Consider the following 14,981-nt stretch of genomic DNA (forward strand, 5'->3'; position numbering starts at 1 on the left):
TGGATCAGCTGGTTGGCGCCGACAGACGCGGCTTCCAGCGAACGGCGCAGGGCCGCGGGATTCTGGGCCTCGGGCGCGTCGTCCTTGAACTTGACGACGAAGCGATCGAACTGCTTGCCCGGCTCGAGACCGGCGGTCTGGACCTGGGCGGCGAATGCGGAGCCGGCGAGGGCCAGCGAGGTGGCCGCGACGATGCAGCGCAGGCGTAGCTTGCGAGTGTTATTGCTCACGATTTTTGGATCCCCGAAATGGTGATGGCAACGAAGGCCGAACAAGGAACGGCCGTGTGTGCATCCATGCCCCGGGTCCCCTGGGAACGCCCTCCCCTGCCGGGCCATGCCTGGCCTCGAATTGGTGCAGGGGGGGATTACCACCCGGATGTGTGATGAACATCTCAGGTTCATGACACCCAACCGACGCTAACGTGACGAAAGTCACGGGTCAATAAGCCAGCCAGGGTAAATCCGACCGTCCGTCGGCCAGATTTCGATCGGTTAGGGGATGCCTACAAAGGCGCCGCAGTGGACAGGATCACTGTCGCGACGCGTAAGTCCCGGTGGGTTCAGAAGATGCCGGTTTCCAGGCGCGCGGCGTCGGACATCATGCTCTGGTTCCAGGGCGGATCGAAGACCAGATCGACGTCGGCCTCGACAATCGTGGGCACCTGCTCGACCTTGTCGCGCACGTCCTGCACGAGGATGTCACCCATGCCGCAGCCCGGCGCGGTCAGGGTCATGCGGATGTTGACGATGCGTTCGCCGTCGTCGTTGCGGCCCAGGTCGCAGTCGTAGACCAGGCCAAGCTCGACGATGTTGACCGGGATCTCGGGATCGAAGCAGGTGCGCAGCTGGTCCCACACCAGTTTTTCGACCTCGGCGTCGCCCGCGCCTTCGGGCAGCACCAGCGGCTCGGGGCGCTGCTTGCCGATGGCGTCGGCGTCCGGCCCGGCGATGCGGAACAGATTGCCGTCCACGAACACCGTGAACGAGCCGCCCAGGGCCTGGGTGATGTAGCCGGCCGTGCCGGCCGGCAGGGTGACCTCTTCGCCCTGCGGCACCATGACGGCGGCGCAATCGCGCTCGAATTTGACCGGCTCGCTGGTTCGGGAATAACTCACTCGGGTATCGCCTGGCGGGAATCGCGGCTATTTTAGCCCGCCCTGACCCCGGTAAACCGACTTGAGCCTGACGCAGCGTTCCCGCCCCCCCCTTGCCATCATCGTGGACGGGCTGCTGCCGACCCTGGCCTGGGTGGCGGGCGTACTGGGCATGGTGGCCCTGTGGACGGCGGTATCGCTGGCCCTGCGCAGCCCCAGCGGCTGGCTGGCGCTGGTGGCCGCGGCCGACCTGGCCCTGCTGCTGCGGCTGTCGGCGATGCCGGCAAGCCGGACCCGCGCCTGGGCAGCCGTGGCCGGCACGGCCCTGGCGATCGCGCTGGGCTACTGGTTCCACGCCGCTATAACGATGGGACTGATGCTGGGCCTGCAGCCGGTGGAATCGGCCCTGCGCCTGGGCCCGGTGCTGGCCGGCGAGCTGATCCGGCACACCACCAGCGCCTGGGACATCATCTGGGCGGCGCTGGCCTTGCCGCTGGCCTGGAAGCTGGCGCGCTAGACCCGAAAAAGAAAAGGCCCGCGCGGGGCGGGCCTTTTCGGATGCTGCAAAAACGCTGGCTCAGGGACGGCGCGCCAGTTCGGCTTCGACGTCGGCCTTGGCCTTGGGCATCAGGTCCTGCTTGGTCACGCCCATCAGCAGCAGGATCGGGCAGGCCAGCAGGATCGAGCTGAGCGTGCCGATGATCACGCCGATCATCTGGGATTCCGCCATGCCCTTGAGCGAGTGACCGCCGTAGACATACAGGGCAAGAACGGTCAGGAAAGCCACGAACGAAGTGATGATCGTGCGCGACAGGGTCTGGTTGATGGACCGGTTAAGCACTTCCTTGGGCTCGAGCTTGTTGAGCAGGCGGAAGTTCTCGCGCACGCGGTCGAACACCACGATGGTGTCGTTGATCGAGAAACCCATCACCGACAGGATGCCGGCCAGCACCGTCAGGTCGAACTCGTGCTGGGTGAACGCGAACCAGCCGCAGACCACCAGCACGTCGGCCATGGTGGCCAGGACCGCGGCGATGGCGAACTTGAACTCGAAGCGGATCGCGATATAGGCCAAGAAGCCCAGGGCCACGAAGATGGTGGCGTAGACGCCGTTGAGCGCAAGCTCGTTGCCGATCTGGGGGCCGACGAAGTCGCTGCGGATCACCTGGCCGGGATTGTCCGGCGTCTGTGCGACCGCGAGGATCGCCATGCCCGACTGCGCGGTGTTGTCGGCGTCCTGCGGCGAACTGCCTTCGGGCATTTCCGGCGGCTGCAGGCGGATGACGATGTCATTGCCCGAGCCAAAGGTCTGCACCACCGGGCTGTCGTAACCTGCCGCATCCAGACGCGAACGGATGTCCTCGACGTTGGCCGGCTTCTCGAACTTGATCTCCACCAGCGTGCCGCCGGTGAAATCGAGCGCGTAGTTGAAGCCCTTGGTCGACAGCGCGACCACGGAAGCAAGCATCATCAGGACGAAGATGCCGACCGTGATGTACCGCGTCCCCATGAAGTTGATCTTGGTATTGGACGGGAAGAGTTCCACGCCGTCTCTCCTGGAAGTCGTTTAGATCGAGACCTTGGCCAGCTTCTTGCGCTTGCCATAGATCAGGGTGGCGATGCCGCGCGATACCGAAACCGCGGTGTACATCGAAGTCATGATGCCGAGGATCAGCGTGATGCCGAAGCCGCGGATGGGCCCGGAACCGAACACCGCCATCGCCACGCCGGCCAGCAGGGCCGTGGTGTTGGCGTCGGTGATCGTGCCCGATGCCTTGTCGTAACCGTTCGCGATCGAGGCAAGGGGCGTGTTGCCGTTGCGCAACTCCTCGCGGATTCGTTCGTTGATCAGCACGTTTGCGTCCACCGACAGGCCGACGGTGAGCGCGATGCCCGCCAGGCCCGGCAGGGTCAGCGTGGCGCCGATGATCGACATCAGGGCCACCACCATCAGCAGGTTCAGCAGCAGGGCCAGGTTGGTGACGATGCCGAAGGTCTTGTAATAGACCAGGAAGAACACCAGCACGAACATGAACGACCAGAACACCGCCTGGGTACCCGCGGCGATGTTCTCGGCGCCCAGGCTGGGGCCGATGATGCGCTCTTCGATGATCACCATCGGCGCCGCCAGCGAACCGGCGCGCAACAGGCGGGCCAGGTCGGTGGCTTCCTGCTGGCTGTCGAGGCCCGTGGTCTGGAAGTTCTTGCCGAACACGCCCTGCAGGATGGCGGCGTTGATCACCTCCTCGCTGACGCGGCTGGTGATCACTTCCTTGCCGTCCACCATTTTCACGTCGGGGATGGTTTCGATGTAGACCGCCGCCATCAGCTGGCCGACGTTTTCACGGGTGTGGGCCAGCATGCGGTTGCCGCCCGAGCTGTTGAGCTCGATCTGCACGGCCGGGCCGCCGCCCTGCGGGTCCGGGCTGGAGGTGGCATTGACCAGCTGGTCGCCGGACACGATGACCCGGCGCGAAAGCAGGATCGGGCGGCGGTTGCCGGCGGCATCGAGTTCGCGGCTCATGTACAGGCGCGCGTTCGGCGGCACCACGCCGGTGGCGGCGGCCTGCTGGGCCTGGGTGCCGTAGTCGATGACGTGGCGGTATTCCAGCGTGGCGGTGGCGCCGATCAGCTTGCGGGCCTCGGCGGTGTCCTGCACGCCGGGCAGCTGCACGACGATGCGGCTTTCGCCCTGGCGCTGGATGACCTGCTCGCCGACGCCCAGGCTGTTGATGCGGTTGTCGAGCGTGGTGCGGTTCTGTTCGATCGCGCCGTCCATGATCGCCTGGATCAGGGTCGGCGTCAGGCGCGCGACCAGCCTGCCCGGCTGGCTTTCGTCCACCTGGATCTGCAGCTCCGGCGCCTCGCGCTGGATGGCCGAGAACACCGCCGGCACGTCGGCCGGATCCTTGAGCAGGACCTGGATTCCGTCGGCGGTGCGCGAAACGCTGGTGTAGGCGAACTTGCCATCGCGCAGCAGGCCGGAAATCTCGTCGGCGAAACCGTTGCTGCGCTTATCGATGGCGGCCTGCTGGTCGACTTCAAGCAGGAAGTGCACGCCGCCCTGCAGGTCCAGGCCCATGGACATCTGCCTGGCGCCGAAGGCCCCAAGCCAGTCCGGCACCGTGGAAGCCAGGTTCAGGGCCACGGTGTACTCGCGGCCCAGGGTGTCGCGCAGGGCGTCGGCGGCCCGGGTCTGGTCGTCGGTGCTGTTGGTGCGGACGATCAGGCTTTCGTCTTCGATCGCCACCGACTTGGCGCCCAGGCCTTGCTGGTCAAGCGCGGCCTTGACCCGGATCAGCAGGGCGTCGTCGACGGTACCGCCGCGGTTGGCCGCGACCTGCACCGCCGGGTCCTTGGGATACAGGTTTGGCAGCGAATAAAAAGCCGAAAGCGCGATCAGGATCGCGGCGAGGACGTATTTCCAGGTGGCGTACTGAAGCATGGGCGACAACCGTTGGCGGCCCGTTCAGGGCCGTGGATGAATCGGATGGGGACGAATCAGGCGGACTTCAACGTGCCCTTGGGCAGGACCGCGGTGATGGCGCCACGCTGGACCTTGATGCTGACCTTGTCGGCCACCTCGACGGTGACGAAGGATTCGCCGAGGTCTTCGATGCGGCCGGCCATGCCGCCGCTGGTGAGGACCTCGTCGCCCTTCTGGAGCTTGGCGATCAGTTCGCGGTGTTCCTTGGCCTTCTTCATCTGCGGGCGCAGGAGCAGGAACCAGAAGACGACGAACAGGAGGATGAGCGGGAGCAGGCTCATCAGGGGGTTGCCTTGGGCGGTACCGCCGGCCTGGGCGGCCGCGGGGGAAACCAGGAAATCGAGCAGGTTCATGGACTTGCGTATCCGTTGGAAAAGGCCAGCGGGCAAGTATGCCACAGGCGCCCGGGGGGTCTGGGGGCCAGGAAGGCAGGCCACCTCCCCGTGGGAGGGACTTCGGTCCCTCTGCCCTTGGCCTTGGCCTTTGGCCAAGCAGGGCGTCGTCTCCGCTGGTTTCGCGGGTGGAGGCAGCGTGCAGTCGCCCTGCTTGGCCGAAGGCCAAGGGCGTCGGGACTGAAGTCCCTCCCACAAGAGGCCGGAAAAGATTCGCGCCTGAAGGCGCTCCTACAGGGGGGCGGGGGAAACGGCGCGGGCGGCGTGGAAGGCGGCGCGGAATTCCTGGAAGCGGCCGGCTTGAATGGCGGCGCGGATGTCGCGCATCAGCTGCTGGTAGTGGTGCAGGTTGTGGATGGTGGCCAGCATCGAGGCCAGGATTTCGTTGCAGCGCTCCAGGTGGCGCAGGTAGGCGCGCGAGTAGCCGCTGCGGCAGGTGTAGCAGGTGCAGCCTTCCTCGATCGGGCGCAGGTCCTTTTCGTACTGCGCGTTGCGGATGCGCACCTGGCCCCCGCGCACGAAGTAGTGGCCATTGCGCGCATTGCGGGTCGGCATCACGCAGTCGAACATGTCGATGCCGCGCGCCACCGCCTCCACGATGTCCTCGGGTTTGCCCACCCCCATCAGGTAACGCGGCTTGTCGGCCGGCAGCTGCGGGCACAGCGCGTCGAGCGTCGCGTCGCGCTCCTCGGGCGGCTCACCCACCGCCAGCCCGCCCACCGCATAACCATCGAAGCCGATGTCCACCAGCCCCGCCGCCGAGCGCGAGCGCAGCTCCGGCCAGGTCCCGCCCTGCACGATCCCGAACAGCGCCGCGTCGTTGCCCTCGTGCGCCCGCTTGCTGCGTTCGGCCCAGCGCAGGCTCAGTTCCATCGACGTGCGCGCCACCGGCTCGGTCGCCGGGTATGGCGTGCATTCGTCGAAGATCATCACGATGTCCGAGTCCAGCGCGCGCTGCACCTGCATGCTGACCTCGGGCGAGAGGAACACCTTGGCCCCGTCGGTCGGCGACGCGAAGGCCACGCCCTCCTCGCTGATCTTGCGGCGCTTGGCCAGCGACCACACCTGGAAGCCGCCGCTGTCGGTCAGGATCGGGCCGTTCCACTTGCAGAAACCGTGCAGGCCACCGTGCGCCTGAATCACCTCCATGCCCGGCCGCAGCCACAGGTGGAAGGTATTGCCCAGGATGATCTCGGCGCCGATCTCGCGCAGGGTTTCGGGCAGCATCGCCTTCACCGTGCCGTAGGTGCCCACCGGCATGAAGGCCGGCGTTTCCACCGTGCCGCGCGGGAAGTGCAGGCGGCCGCGGCGGGCCAGGCCGTCGTTGCCGAGGTGTTCGAAACGCATGCGGCTCATTTCGCGCCCTCCGGGAACAGCAGCATCGCGTCGCCGTAGCTGAAGAAGCGGTAGCGCTCGCGCACGGCGTGTGCGTAGGCGGCCAGCACGCGCTCGCGCCCGGCGAAGGCGGAGACCAGCATCATCAGCGTGCTTTCCGGCAGGTGGAAATTGGTGACCAGGGCGTCCACGGTGGTGATGCGGTGGCCCGGGAAGATGAAGATGTTGGTGTCGCCGGCGTAGGGCTTGAGGCCACCGTCGCGGGCCGCCGTTTCCAGCGCCCGCACCACGGTCGTGCCCACCGCCACCACCCGGCCGCCGGCGGCGCGCGTGCGCGCCACCTGCTGGCATAGTTCGGCGCCCACGTTCAGCCACTCGCTGTGCATCTTGTGTTCCTGCACCGATTCCACGCGCATTGGCTGGAAGGTGCCCGCGCCCACGTGCAAGGTGACGTGGCCGAACTGCACGCCCTTGCCCTGCAGCGCCGCCAACAGCGGCTGGTCGAAGTGCAGGCCGGCGGTGGGCGCGGCCACCGCGCCGGTATGGCGGGCGAACAGTGTCTGGTAGCGCTCGAGGTCCTCGCGGCCCGCCTCGCGCTGGATGTAGGGCGGCAGCGGCATGCGGCCGGCGCGCAGCAGGAGTTTTTCCAGCGGCTCGTCGGTGAGGAAGCGCAGGCGGTAGAACTCGCCCTCGCGGCCGACCACCTCCAGCTCCGTGCCTTCGTCTAGCGTGATGCGGCCGCCGGCCTTGGGCGACTTGCTGGCGCCGACCTGGGCCAGCACCTCATGGCCGCCCAGCAGGCGCTCGAGCAGGATCTCGACCCGGCCGCCGCTGTCCTTGACGCCGAACAGGCGCGCCGGGATCACCCGCGTGTCGTTGAACACGAGCAGGTCCCCGGCCTGCAGGTAGTCCGGCAGGTCACGCACCTGGCGATCTTCGTAGCCGCCCTGCCCCGGCGGCACCACCAGCAGGCGGCTGGCGGAACGTTCGGCGAGCGGCGCCTGGGCGATCAGCTCGGGCGGCAGGTCGAAATGGAAATCGGACTTCTTCAAGGCGGCGTCGGGGCGTGGCGGGCCGGCATTATCGCCCAATTGGCGCGCGCGGCCCCGCCCCGGTCGCTACAGCCAGCCTTTGGCGCGGGCGCTGCGGTAGGCCTCGATGCGGTTTTCGGCGCCGAGCTTGCCGATCGCTTCGGACAGGTAATTGCGCACCGTGCCCTGGCTCAGGTGCAGGCGGTCGGCGATGTCGGCGGTTTTCACGCCCTCGCCGGCCAGGCGCAGCACCTGGCGTTCGCGTTCAGTCAGCGGGTCGTCTTCGCCCCAGGCGGCCACCGCCAGCTGCGGGTCGATGGCGCGGCCGCCGGCATGCACCTCGCGCAGGGCCCGGGCCAGCTGGGCCGAGGGCGCGTCCTTGAGCAGGTAGCCGCGCACGCCGGCTTCCAGCGCGCGGCGCAGGTAGCCGGCGCGGGCAAACGTCGTGAGGATCACCACGCGGGTCGGCAGCTGCGCGGCCTGCAGCTTCAGGGCCAGGTCCAGGCCGGTCAGGCCGGGCATTTCGATGTCGGTCACCAGCAGGTCGGGCTGGTGGGCCTGCACCGCCTTCCAGGCGGCATCGCCGTCGCCGGCTTCGGCCACCACCTGCAGGTCGGGTTCCAGGCCCAGCAGCGCGGCCAGCGCGCCGCGCACCATGCCCTGGTCTTCGGCCAGCACCAGCCGGATCACGGGCTGGGCCCCTGCAGGGCCAGGCGCGGCAGGCTCAGCACCAGGCGGGTGCCGGAACCGGGCGCGGAGTCGTACTGCAGGCCGCCGCCCAGGGCGACCAGGCGTTCGCGCATGCCGGCCAGTCCGGTATTGGGTTCGATGGGGCCGCCGCGGCCGTCGTCGCTGATCAACAGCTTTACGCCCCCGGCATCCGCGCTCAGTTCGACGTCCACGCGTTGGGCATGGGCGTGGCGCAGGATGTTGGTCACGGCTTCGCGCAGGCCCAGGGCGAACACCGATTCGGCTTCCGGCGTCAGCGCCACCGTCGCGATGCGCTGGTCCAGCCGCACGTCCGCCGACAGCAGGGCCAGTCGCGCCGCCGCCAGTTCGGCCTCCAGGCCGGTGGCGCGGATGCCGACCACGGCCTCGCGCACCTGCGCCAGCGCCTTGCGCGCCACCGACTCGACTTCCGCCATCTGCGCCTTGGCTTCCAGCGGGGCGCGGTCGACCAGGCGGCCGGCCAGTTCACTCTTGATCGCCACCAGCGACAGGGTGTGGCCCAGCAGGTCGTGCAGGTCGCGACCGATGCGTTCGCGTTCGGCCATGGCGGCCAGGCGCGCGACTTCCTGCTGGGTCAGGCGCAGCTCGGCGTTGCGCCGCGATTTGTCGCGCGAATACAGGGTGCCGGCCAGCACCAGGCCGCCGACCATGACCGCCATGCCGGCCCAGGCCACGGCCATGCGCGGCGTGGGCATCACCCACCAGAACTCCACGGCCAGCAGTGCAAGCAGCGCCCCGGAGACGACCACGGCTGCCCGGGGGCGGAAGGACCAGCCGGCCATGGCGGCGGCGTAGATGAGGAAGGTATTGCCGCCCGGATTGAAGGGCACCAGGCCGTAGCCCACCAGGGCCACGGCCAGCACCAGCCAGGGGCGGACCGCCGGCGACGAGCGGTAGAAACCGAAGTGCATCGGCAGGAACACCGCGATCGCCAGCGCGCTGGCCAGCAGCGCGCGCGTCGGGTCGGGCACGAACGCCATCGGCACGAACACGAACAGCAGGTAGGCCAGCGTGACCCACGGGCTGTCGTGGATGTCATCGCCGCGCGTTGGCGGCGCCGGTTCGTGGTGGGCCAGGCGTTCCATCAGGCGCGACCTTAGCCGATTCAAAGCCGGCGCATGCGGAACGCCGCCAGCGCCAGCAGCGCCGCCGTCATGCCGGCCAGCACGAGCGCATGCAGGCCGTAGTTCACGCCCTGGATCTGGCCGATCACGCCCAGGGCCATCTGCGCCAGGTGCCAGGCCGGCCAGACCACCGCCAGCTTCTGGATCAGCACCGGGAAAGCAAACAGCGGCATCCACAGGCCCGACAGCACCGACATGGGCAGGTAGACCAGGTTGACGATGGCCACCGCCGCCTGGCCCTTGACCAGGGTGCCGATCAGCAGGCCCAGGGCGCAGAAGGGCGCGGTGCCCAGCAGCAGCACCGCCACCAGCTTCAGCCAGACCAGCGGGTCGACGCGCACGCCGCCAAAACCAACGGCGGCGATCGACAGCAGGCACAGCACCGCCAGCCCGAACACCAGGCTCATGAAAATCTTGGCCAGGAAGTAGGCAAAGGTCGGCATCGGCGACACGCGCTTGAGTTCCAGCCAGCCGTTTTCGCGTTCGATCGCCAGGCCGACGCCGAAGCCGAACAGCGCCGGGCCGATCACGCCGAAGGCGCCGTAGGTGGCCAGCAGGTAGGCCGACTTCTGGTAGTCACCCCACTGCCCGGGCAGCAGGATCGCGAACAGCACGTAGAACACCACCGGGAACGCCAGCGACGGGATCGCGAAGGCCGGCGTGCGCAGCACGCGCAGGAATTCGAACCAGGCTTCCAGCACCTGGATGCGCCACAGCGAAGGCGCGGCGTGGGCAAGCGTGTTCATGCGGTTTCCTCCATCGAAGAATCAGCGGTGAGCGAAAGCACGGCATCCTCGAGCGGCAGTGGCCGAACCTCGAGATCGGCAAGCGTGGTGTCGGCGGCCAGCCAGCGGCGCAGCAGGACTTCGCTGTCATTGCTCACCAGCTCGACGCGGCCTTCGTGTTCGCGCGCACTGGCCACGCCCGGCCACTGGCGCAGGTCGGCGGCGGCCAGGCGGCTGCGGGCGCTGATGCGTTTGCCCTCTGCGCGCGCTTTTATCTGCGCCGGGCTGCCCTCGGCCAGCACCCGGCCGCCGGCCATCAGCACGATGCGCTGGGCCAGGGCGTCGGCTTCTTCCAGGTAATGGGTGGTGAGCACGATCGCCGTGCCTTCGTCGCGCAGGCGGCGGATGACCGCCCAGAAGCCGCGGCGCGCTTCGACGTCCAGGCCGACCGTCGGTTCGTCGACGAACAGCAGCGGCGCCCGGCCGCAAATCGCCAGCGCGAACTGCACGCGCCGCTTCTGTCCGCCCGACAGCGCGCCGTAGGGGCGGCGGGCCAGATCGGTAAGCCCGGCAAGTTCGAGGGTTTCGTCCAGGTGCCGCGGCGCCGGGTAATAGCTGGAGTAAAGGCGGATGTGTTCGGCGACGCGCAGGGTGTCGGGCAGGTCGCCGTCCTGCAGCATCACGCCGATGCCCCGGCGCACTTCCGGGCGGCGCGGGTCCTGGCCGAACAGCTCGACCGTGCCGGCATCGGCGCCGATCCGGCCGGTCAGCAGGCCCAGGGCCGTGGTCTTGCCGGCGCCGTTGGCGCCAAGCACCGCCAGCACTTCGCCGGCGCACACGGCCAGGTCGACACCGGCCAGGGCTTGCACCGGGCCATAGGATTTCCGGGCACCGGCGAGGCGGGCCAGGACGGGGCGGGGATTGGTGGAAACGGTCATGGCGGGCTCCTTGTTGGCCTGCACGCAGTCTCCGGCGCCGGCCCCGGCCGGGGCAGTGGCGGCCATCAGCAAGGCCGGGTGACAGCTGTCATCCCGGGCCCGCCCATTCAAACGCCCGGGGGTTACGCGGCCCCGGGCGCGGTGGTAATATCGGCCACAAGTCTTTGATTTTCAACGCAAGACCCGACGCGCGAGGGCCAACCTCGCGTTTTGTTTTGGGTCCGGAGAACGCCATGAACGTGATCGAAATCCTCAAGCCGCTGCGCCAGCACGCCGGTACCGTCCGCACCCCCGGTCTCGACGACGACAGCCTGCAGCGGCTCGCCGGTCGTTTCCCCGAGCTGGTGGAAGCCGCGAAGGCCGCTGTCGAGGCGCACGACGCGATCGCGTCGGAGTTCGCCGACCTGCTCGACCTCGACGAACAGGCCCAGGTGGAAGCCGTGCAGGGCAACTTCGTCAACTTCTACCCCGACGACGCCATCAACCCCTACGTCGCCCTCGCCGCGCGCGGCCCCTGGGTGGTCACGCTCAAGGGCGCGGTCATCCACGACTCCGGCGGCTACGGCATGCTGGGCCTGGGCCACACGCCGGCGCCGCTGCTGGCGGCGATGTCGCGCCCGCAGGTCATGGCCAACATCATGACGCCGTCGCTGTCGCAGCTGCGCGCCGCGCGCGCCCTGCGCAAGGAAATCGGCCACAGCCGCGGCGGCTGCCCGTTCGCGAAGTTCCTGTGCCTGAACTCGGGTTCGGAATCGGTGTCGCTGGCCGGCCGCATCGCCGACGTCAACGCCAAGCTGCACACCGACCCCGGTGGCCGCCACGCCGGCAAGCGCGTCAAGCGCGTCGCGGTGAAGGGCGCCTTCCACGGCCGCACCGAACTGCCGGCGCTGTATTCGGATTCAAGCCGAAAGAACTACCTGCAGCACCTGGCCAGCTACCAGCACCACAACGACCAGTTGCTGGTCGTCGAACCCTATTCCATCGAAGGCCTCAAGCAGGTCTTCGCCGACGCCGACGCCAACGGCTGGTACATCGAGGCGATGTTCCTCGAGCCGGTGATGGGCGAAGGCGACCCGGGCCGCGCCGTGCCGCCGGAGTTCTACGCCGCCGCGCGCGAACTGACCAAGGCCCACGGCACCCTGCTGCTGGTCGATTCCATCCAGGCCGGCCTGCGCGCCCACGGCGTGCTGTCCATCGTTGATTACCCGGGCTTCGAAAAACTCGAGGCCCCGGACATGGAAACCTATTCCAAGGCGCTCAACGGCGGCCAGTACCCGCTGTCGGTGCTGGCGGTGAACGAACGCGCCGCGGGCCTGTACCGCAAGGGCGTGTACGGCAACACCATGACCGCCAACCCGCGCGCGCTGGACATCGCCGCGGCCATGCTCGACGCCCTGACGCCGGAGCTGCGCACCAACATCCGCGAACGCGGCCAGGAGTTCCTGGACAAGCTGGGCAAGCTGCGCGACGAGCTGGGCAATGGCCTGATCACCAAGGTCCAGGGCACCGGCCTGCTGTTCTCCTGCGAACTCGACCCGTCCTACAAGTGTTACGGCGCCGGTTCGACCGAAGAGTTCATGCGCGAGCGCGGCATCGGCGTCATCCACGGCGGCACCAACTCGCTGCGCTTCACGCCGCACTTCGGCGTCACCAGCGAAGAAGTCGACCTGGTCATCGACCACATCCGCATCGCCCTGCTCAAGGGCCCGCGCAAAACCCAGGCCGCTGCCGCCTGAGGTTTGTTCTTTGCCACGGATGAACACGGATAAACACGGATAGAGCCAAGAGCAACTATCAGCTTTGCACATTAAAAAGGCCCGACATCCATCAGGACGTCGGGCCTTTTTTTGTGAATCGCTTTTGCCCTATCCGTGTCTATCCGTGTTCATCCGTGGCAAGAAGCTCTTAAATCCCGGCGGCCCTGCGCCAGAGGAGCTGGGTGAGGGGCGGAATGCGGCCGGCGAGGCCGAGCACGTGGCCGCGCAGCAGGGTCGGCAGCAGGGCGTCGTTGCTGAAGGCGCGGTTGATGGTTTCGAAGGAATAGGCGGCCAGCGTGTTTTCGCTGCGCCGCGTGCGCGCCCAGCGGGCCAGGCGGTGCGGGCTGGCGAAGTCGCTGCCGCGCGCCTGCGCCTGCTGCCAGGAGGCGCGCAGGGCGGCGATGTCGCGCAGGCCCAGGTTCACGCCCTGCCCGGCCAGCGGATGCACCACGTGCGCGGCATCCCCGGCCAGCACCACGCGACCGGCCACCTGCGCGCTGGCCAGCTGGCGGCGCAGCGGGAAAGCCGCCCGCGCCGACACGGAAGTGACCTCGCCCAGGCGCGCGTCGAAGGCGCGCGTGAGCTCGCGGCGGAAACTTTCTTCATCGGCTTCGAGCAGGCGCTGCGCCTCGGCCTCCGGCAAACTCCAGACGATCGAACAGCGACCGTCCGCGCACGGCAGGAAGGCCAGCGGCCCGGTCGGCAGGAACCGCTGCCAGGCGGTGTCCTCGTGCGGGCGTTGTGTGCCGACGTAGGCAACCAGCCCACGCTGCCCGTAGTCGTGCGCCGGCGCATCAAGTCCCGCGCAGGCGCGCACCTTCGAAGCCGCGCCGTCGGCGCCCAGCACCAGCCGCGCGTGCAGCACGGTGCCGCTGGCCAGCCAGACCGCGGCCAGGTCGTCCTGCTGTTCGATCGATTCAAGCTTGTCGGGGCAATAACGATGGATGCGCGCCTCGCCGGCGCAGGCCGCCCACAGACGATCGACCAGCAGCGCGTGTTCAACGATGTGGCCCAGCGCGGGACGGCCGAAGGCGTCGGCGTCGAAACACAGCTCGCCGCCGCCGGCCGCGTCCCAGACGCGCATGCGCCGGTAGGCCATCGCGCGGGTGGCGCGGATGTCGTCCCAGACGCCCAGGTCCGCCAGCAGCGCGGCGTTGTCGGGCGCGAAGGCGTAAACACGCAGGTCGGGCGCGCCGGCGTTCCAGTCCGGCGGTGCATGCGACTCGACCAGGGCCACGCGCAGGCCGTCGCGCGCCGCCGCCAACGCGGCCGCGGCGCCGACCACGCCGGCGCCGACCACGACCAGATCAAATGGATCACGCCGGCTCATGCATTCGGCCTTGAAAGCTTCGGCACCTGGCCGCGGTAACCCATTGCACCGGCCGCCAGCGGCGCCGCCAGCCCGGGCAGGTGACCCAGGGTCAGCAGGCCCAGCGAACGCAGCACGTGCATCGGGAAACCGTCGTTGGCGGTGGCGCGCGCCAGACCGTCGCTGAAGGCCAGCGTGCGCTCGCGGTCTTCGCTCCGGGATAGCGCGTAGTCGGCCAGCCGCGCGGCGTCGCCCGGGTCGCCGCCCTCGAGCCGCTGCGCCAGGGCCAGCGCATCACGCAGCCCCAGGTTGAAACCCTGGGCGCCGATCGGGTGGATCGACTGCGCGGCATTGCCCATCAGCACCGCACGCGGCGCGACCAGGCGGTCGGCGACGATGCGCGCCAGCGGATAAGCGCTGCGTTTGCCGACCCGGCGCACGCGGCCGGCACGCCAGCCAAAACGCTGCTGGAAATACTCGGCGTATGCGACATCGGACAGTGCCAGCACGGCGTCGGCCTGCTCACGCGCGACCGCGCAGATCGCGCCGTAGTGGCCGCCGGCCATCGGCAGCAGCGCCACCGGGCCCTGGTCGGTGAATCGCTCCCAGGCCGTGCCGTCCGGCGCCCGTTCGGTGGCCAGGCTGCACACCACCAGGGTCTGCCCATAGTCGTGTTCGCTGGCGCCGATGCCCAGGGCCGTTCGCGCCAGCGACCGGCTGCCGTCGGCGGCCACCAGCAGGCGCGCGCGCAGTTCGCGGCCGCCGGACGCCGGGTCGAGTCGCACGAGCGGGCCATCGGCATCGGGCTTCACCTCGAGCACGGTCGCCGGGCGATAACGCTCGAGTCCCTGCACCGTGGCCAGGCGCGATTCCAGGGCCTCGCCCAGCTCGCGGGCCAGCACCACGCCGCCGAAGGCCTCGTGGCCCATCTCGGCGGCCTCGAGCCGCACGGCGCCGAAGTCGCCGGCGCGGCTGACGTGCACGCGCCGGATCGGCGCCGGCGGCGTCGCCAGCCGCGGCAGCACGTCGCGCGCAGCCAGCGCGTTCAGGCTGGCTGC

14 protein-coding genes and 1 pseudogene are annotated in these 14,981 nt (G+C 69.0%); 2 read left to right on the forward strand and 13 right to left on the reverse strand.

Going from position 1 to position 14,981, the window contains the following annotated elements:
- Positions 1 to 230: pseudogene (locus tag AACZ35_RS06745) on the reverse strand (hypothetical protein); the annotation flags it as partial.
- A 332-nt stretch (positions 231 to 562) separates the two neighbouring features.
- Positions 563 to 1,117 carry a putative Fe-S cluster assembly protein SufT gene (sufT, locus tag AACZ35_RS06750; RefSeq protein ID WP_339827450.1) on the reverse strand — a complete coding sequence of 185 codons (555 nt, stop codon included), beginning with the start codon at positions 1,115 to 1,117 and terminating at the stop codon, positions 563 to 565.
- A gap of 103 nt (positions 1,118 to 1,220) precedes the next feature.
- On the opposite strand from sufT, the gene AACZ35_RS06755 reads away from it, so the two are divergent.
- Positions 1,221 to 1,613, forward strand: coding sequence for a hypothetical protein (locus AACZ35_RS06755; protein WP_339827452.1), 393 nt, complete (start codon positions 1,221 to 1,223; stop codon positions 1,611 to 1,613).
- Positions 1,614 to 1,673: 60 nt separating this feature from the next.
- Here the strand turns inward: AACZ35_RS06755 and secF are convergent, their stop codons facing one another.
- The 9 genes from secF to AACZ35_RS06800 all read right to left on the reverse strand — a co-directional run bounded on the left by secF (position 1,674) and on the right by AACZ35_RS06800 (position 10,857).
- Positions 1,674 to 2,606 (reverse strand): protein translocase subunit SecF, encoded by a 933-nt coding sequence (gene secF / locus AACZ35_RS06760; RefSeq protein ID WP_339827478.1) that lies wholly within the window; start codon positions 2,604 to 2,606, stop codon positions 1,674 to 1,676.
- A gap of 57 nt (positions 2,607 to 2,663) precedes the next feature.
- Complete coding sequence (gene secD, locus AACZ35_RS06765; RefSeq protein WP_339827455.1) at positions 2,664 to 4,541, reverse strand: protein translocase subunit SecD; 1,878 nt, start codon at positions 4,539 to 4,541, stop codon at positions 2,664 to 2,666.
- A 56-nt stretch (positions 4,542 to 4,597) separates the two neighbouring features.
- Positions 4,598 to 4,936 carry a preprotein translocase subunit YajC gene (gene yajC / locus AACZ35_RS06770; RefSeq protein ID WP_339827457.1) on the reverse strand — a complete coding sequence of 113 codons (339 nt, stop codon included), beginning with the start codon at positions 4,934 to 4,936 and terminating at the stop codon, positions 4,598 to 4,600.
- 270 nt (positions 4,937 to 5,206) lie between these two features.
- Positions 5,207 to 6,331 carry a tRNA guanosine(34) transglycosylase Tgt gene (tgt, locus tag AACZ35_RS06775; RefSeq protein ID WP_339827460.1) on the reverse strand — a complete coding sequence of 375 codons (1,125 nt, stop codon included), beginning with the start codon at positions 6,329 to 6,331 and terminating at the stop codon, positions 5,207 to 5,209.
- Positions 6,328 to 7,362: a tRNA preQ1(34) S-adenosylmethionine ribosyltransferase-isomerase QueA gene (queA, locus tag AACZ35_RS06780; protein ID WP_339827462.1), complete on the reverse strand. Its 1,035-nt coding sequence runs from the start codon at positions 7,360 to 7,362 to the stop codon at positions 6,328 to 6,330. The genes tgt and queA overlap by 4 nt, the downstream gene beginning before the upstream one ends.
- A 66-nt stretch (positions 7,363 to 7,428) precedes the next feature.
- Positions 7,429 to 8,031, reverse strand: a complete 603-nt coding sequence (locus tag AACZ35_RS06785; RefSeq protein WP_339827464.1) for a response regulator transcription factor — start codon at positions 8,029 to 8,031, stop codon at positions 7,429 to 7,431.
- Entirely contained in the window at positions 8,028 to 9,155 is a 1,128-nt protein-coding gene (locus tag AACZ35_RS06790) for a sensor histidine kinase (protein ID WP_339827466.1), read from the reverse strand. The genes AACZ35_RS06785 and AACZ35_RS06790 overlap by 4 nt, the downstream gene beginning before the upstream one ends.
- A gap of 20 nt (positions 9,156 to 9,175) precedes the next feature.
- Positions 9,176 to 9,940 (reverse strand): ABC transporter permease, encoded by a 765-nt coding sequence (locus tag AACZ35_RS06795; RefSeq protein WP_339827468.1) that lies wholly within the window; start codon positions 9,938 to 9,940, stop codon positions 9,176 to 9,178.
- Positions 9,937 to 10,857, reverse strand: a complete 921-nt coding sequence (locus AACZ35_RS06800) for an ABC transporter ATP-binding protein (protein WP_339827470.1) — start codon at positions 10,855 to 10,857, stop codon at positions 9,937 to 9,939. The genes AACZ35_RS06795 and AACZ35_RS06800 overlap by 4 nt, the downstream gene beginning before the upstream one ends.
- Before the next feature lie 233 nt (positions 10,858 to 11,090).
- Here AACZ35_RS06800 and AACZ35_RS06805 point away from each other — a divergent pair, with 233 nt between their 5' ends.
- Positions 11,091 to 12,593 (forward strand): aminotransferase class III-fold pyridoxal phosphate-dependent enzyme, encoded by a 1,503-nt coding sequence (locus AACZ35_RS06805; protein ID WP_339827472.1) that lies wholly within the window; start codon positions 11,091 to 11,093, stop codon positions 12,591 to 12,593.
- Positions 12,594 to 12,762: 169 nt separating this feature from the next.
- On the opposite strand, the gene AACZ35_RS06810 is transcribed toward AACZ35_RS06805, so the two are convergent.
- Together AACZ35_RS06810 and AACZ35_RS06815 are read right to left on the reverse strand one after the other, a co-directional pair.
- On the reverse strand, positions 12,763 to 13,944 hold the full coding sequence (locus AACZ35_RS06810; RefSeq protein WP_339827474.1) for an FAD-dependent oxidoreductase: 1,182 nt from the start codon (positions 13,942 to 13,944) through the stop codon (positions 12,763 to 12,765).
- A partial coding sequence (locus AACZ35_RS06815; RefSeq protein WP_339827476.1) for an FAD-dependent monooxygenase occupies positions 13,941 to 14,981 on the reverse strand: 1,041 nt, incomplete at its 5' end. The genes AACZ35_RS06815 and AACZ35_RS06810, both read right to left, overlap by 4 nt.

This window comes from uncultured Arenimonas sp. (assembly GCF_963976025.1).
In the GTDB taxonomy this organism is placed as follows: domain Bacteria; phylum Pseudomonadota; class Gammaproteobacteria; order Xanthomonadales; family Xanthomonadaceae; genus Arenimonas.

Coding starts and splice junctions, on each gene's coding strand:
- tgt (WP_339827460.1), bottom strand. CDS start 6,331: ATGAGCCGCATGCGTTTCGAACACCTCGGCAACGACGGCCTGGCCCGC.
- AACZ35_RS06795 (WP_339827468.1), bottom strand. CDS start 9,940: ATGAACACGCTTGCCCACGCCGCGCCTTCGCTGTGGCGCATCCAGGTG.
- AACZ35_RS06805 (WP_339827472.1), top strand. CDS start 11,091: ATGAACGTGATCGAAATCCTCAAGCCGCTGCGCCAGCACGCCGGTACC.
- AACZ35_RS06810 (WP_339827474.1), bottom strand. CDS start 13,944: ATGAGCCGGCGTGATCCATTTGATCTGGTCGTGGTCGGCGCCGGCGTG.
- secF (WP_339827478.1), bottom strand. CDS start 2,606: ATGGGGACGCGGTACATCACGGTCGGCATCTTCGTCCTGATGATGCTT.
- AACZ35_RS06800 (WP_339827470.1), bottom strand. CDS start 10,857: ATGACCGTTTCCACCAATCCCCGCCCCGTCCTGGCCCGCCTCGCCGGT.
- secD (WP_339827455.1), bottom strand. CDS start 4,541: ATGCTTCAGTACGCCACCTGGAAATACGTCCTCGCCGCGATCCTGATC.
- AACZ35_RS06790 (WP_339827466.1), bottom strand. CDS start 9,155: ATGGAACGCCTGGCCCACCACGAACCGGCGCCGCCAACGCGCGGCGAT.
- yajC (WP_339827457.1), bottom strand. CDS start 4,936: ATGAACCTGCTCGATTTCCTGGTTTCCCCCGCGGCCGCCCAGGCCGGC.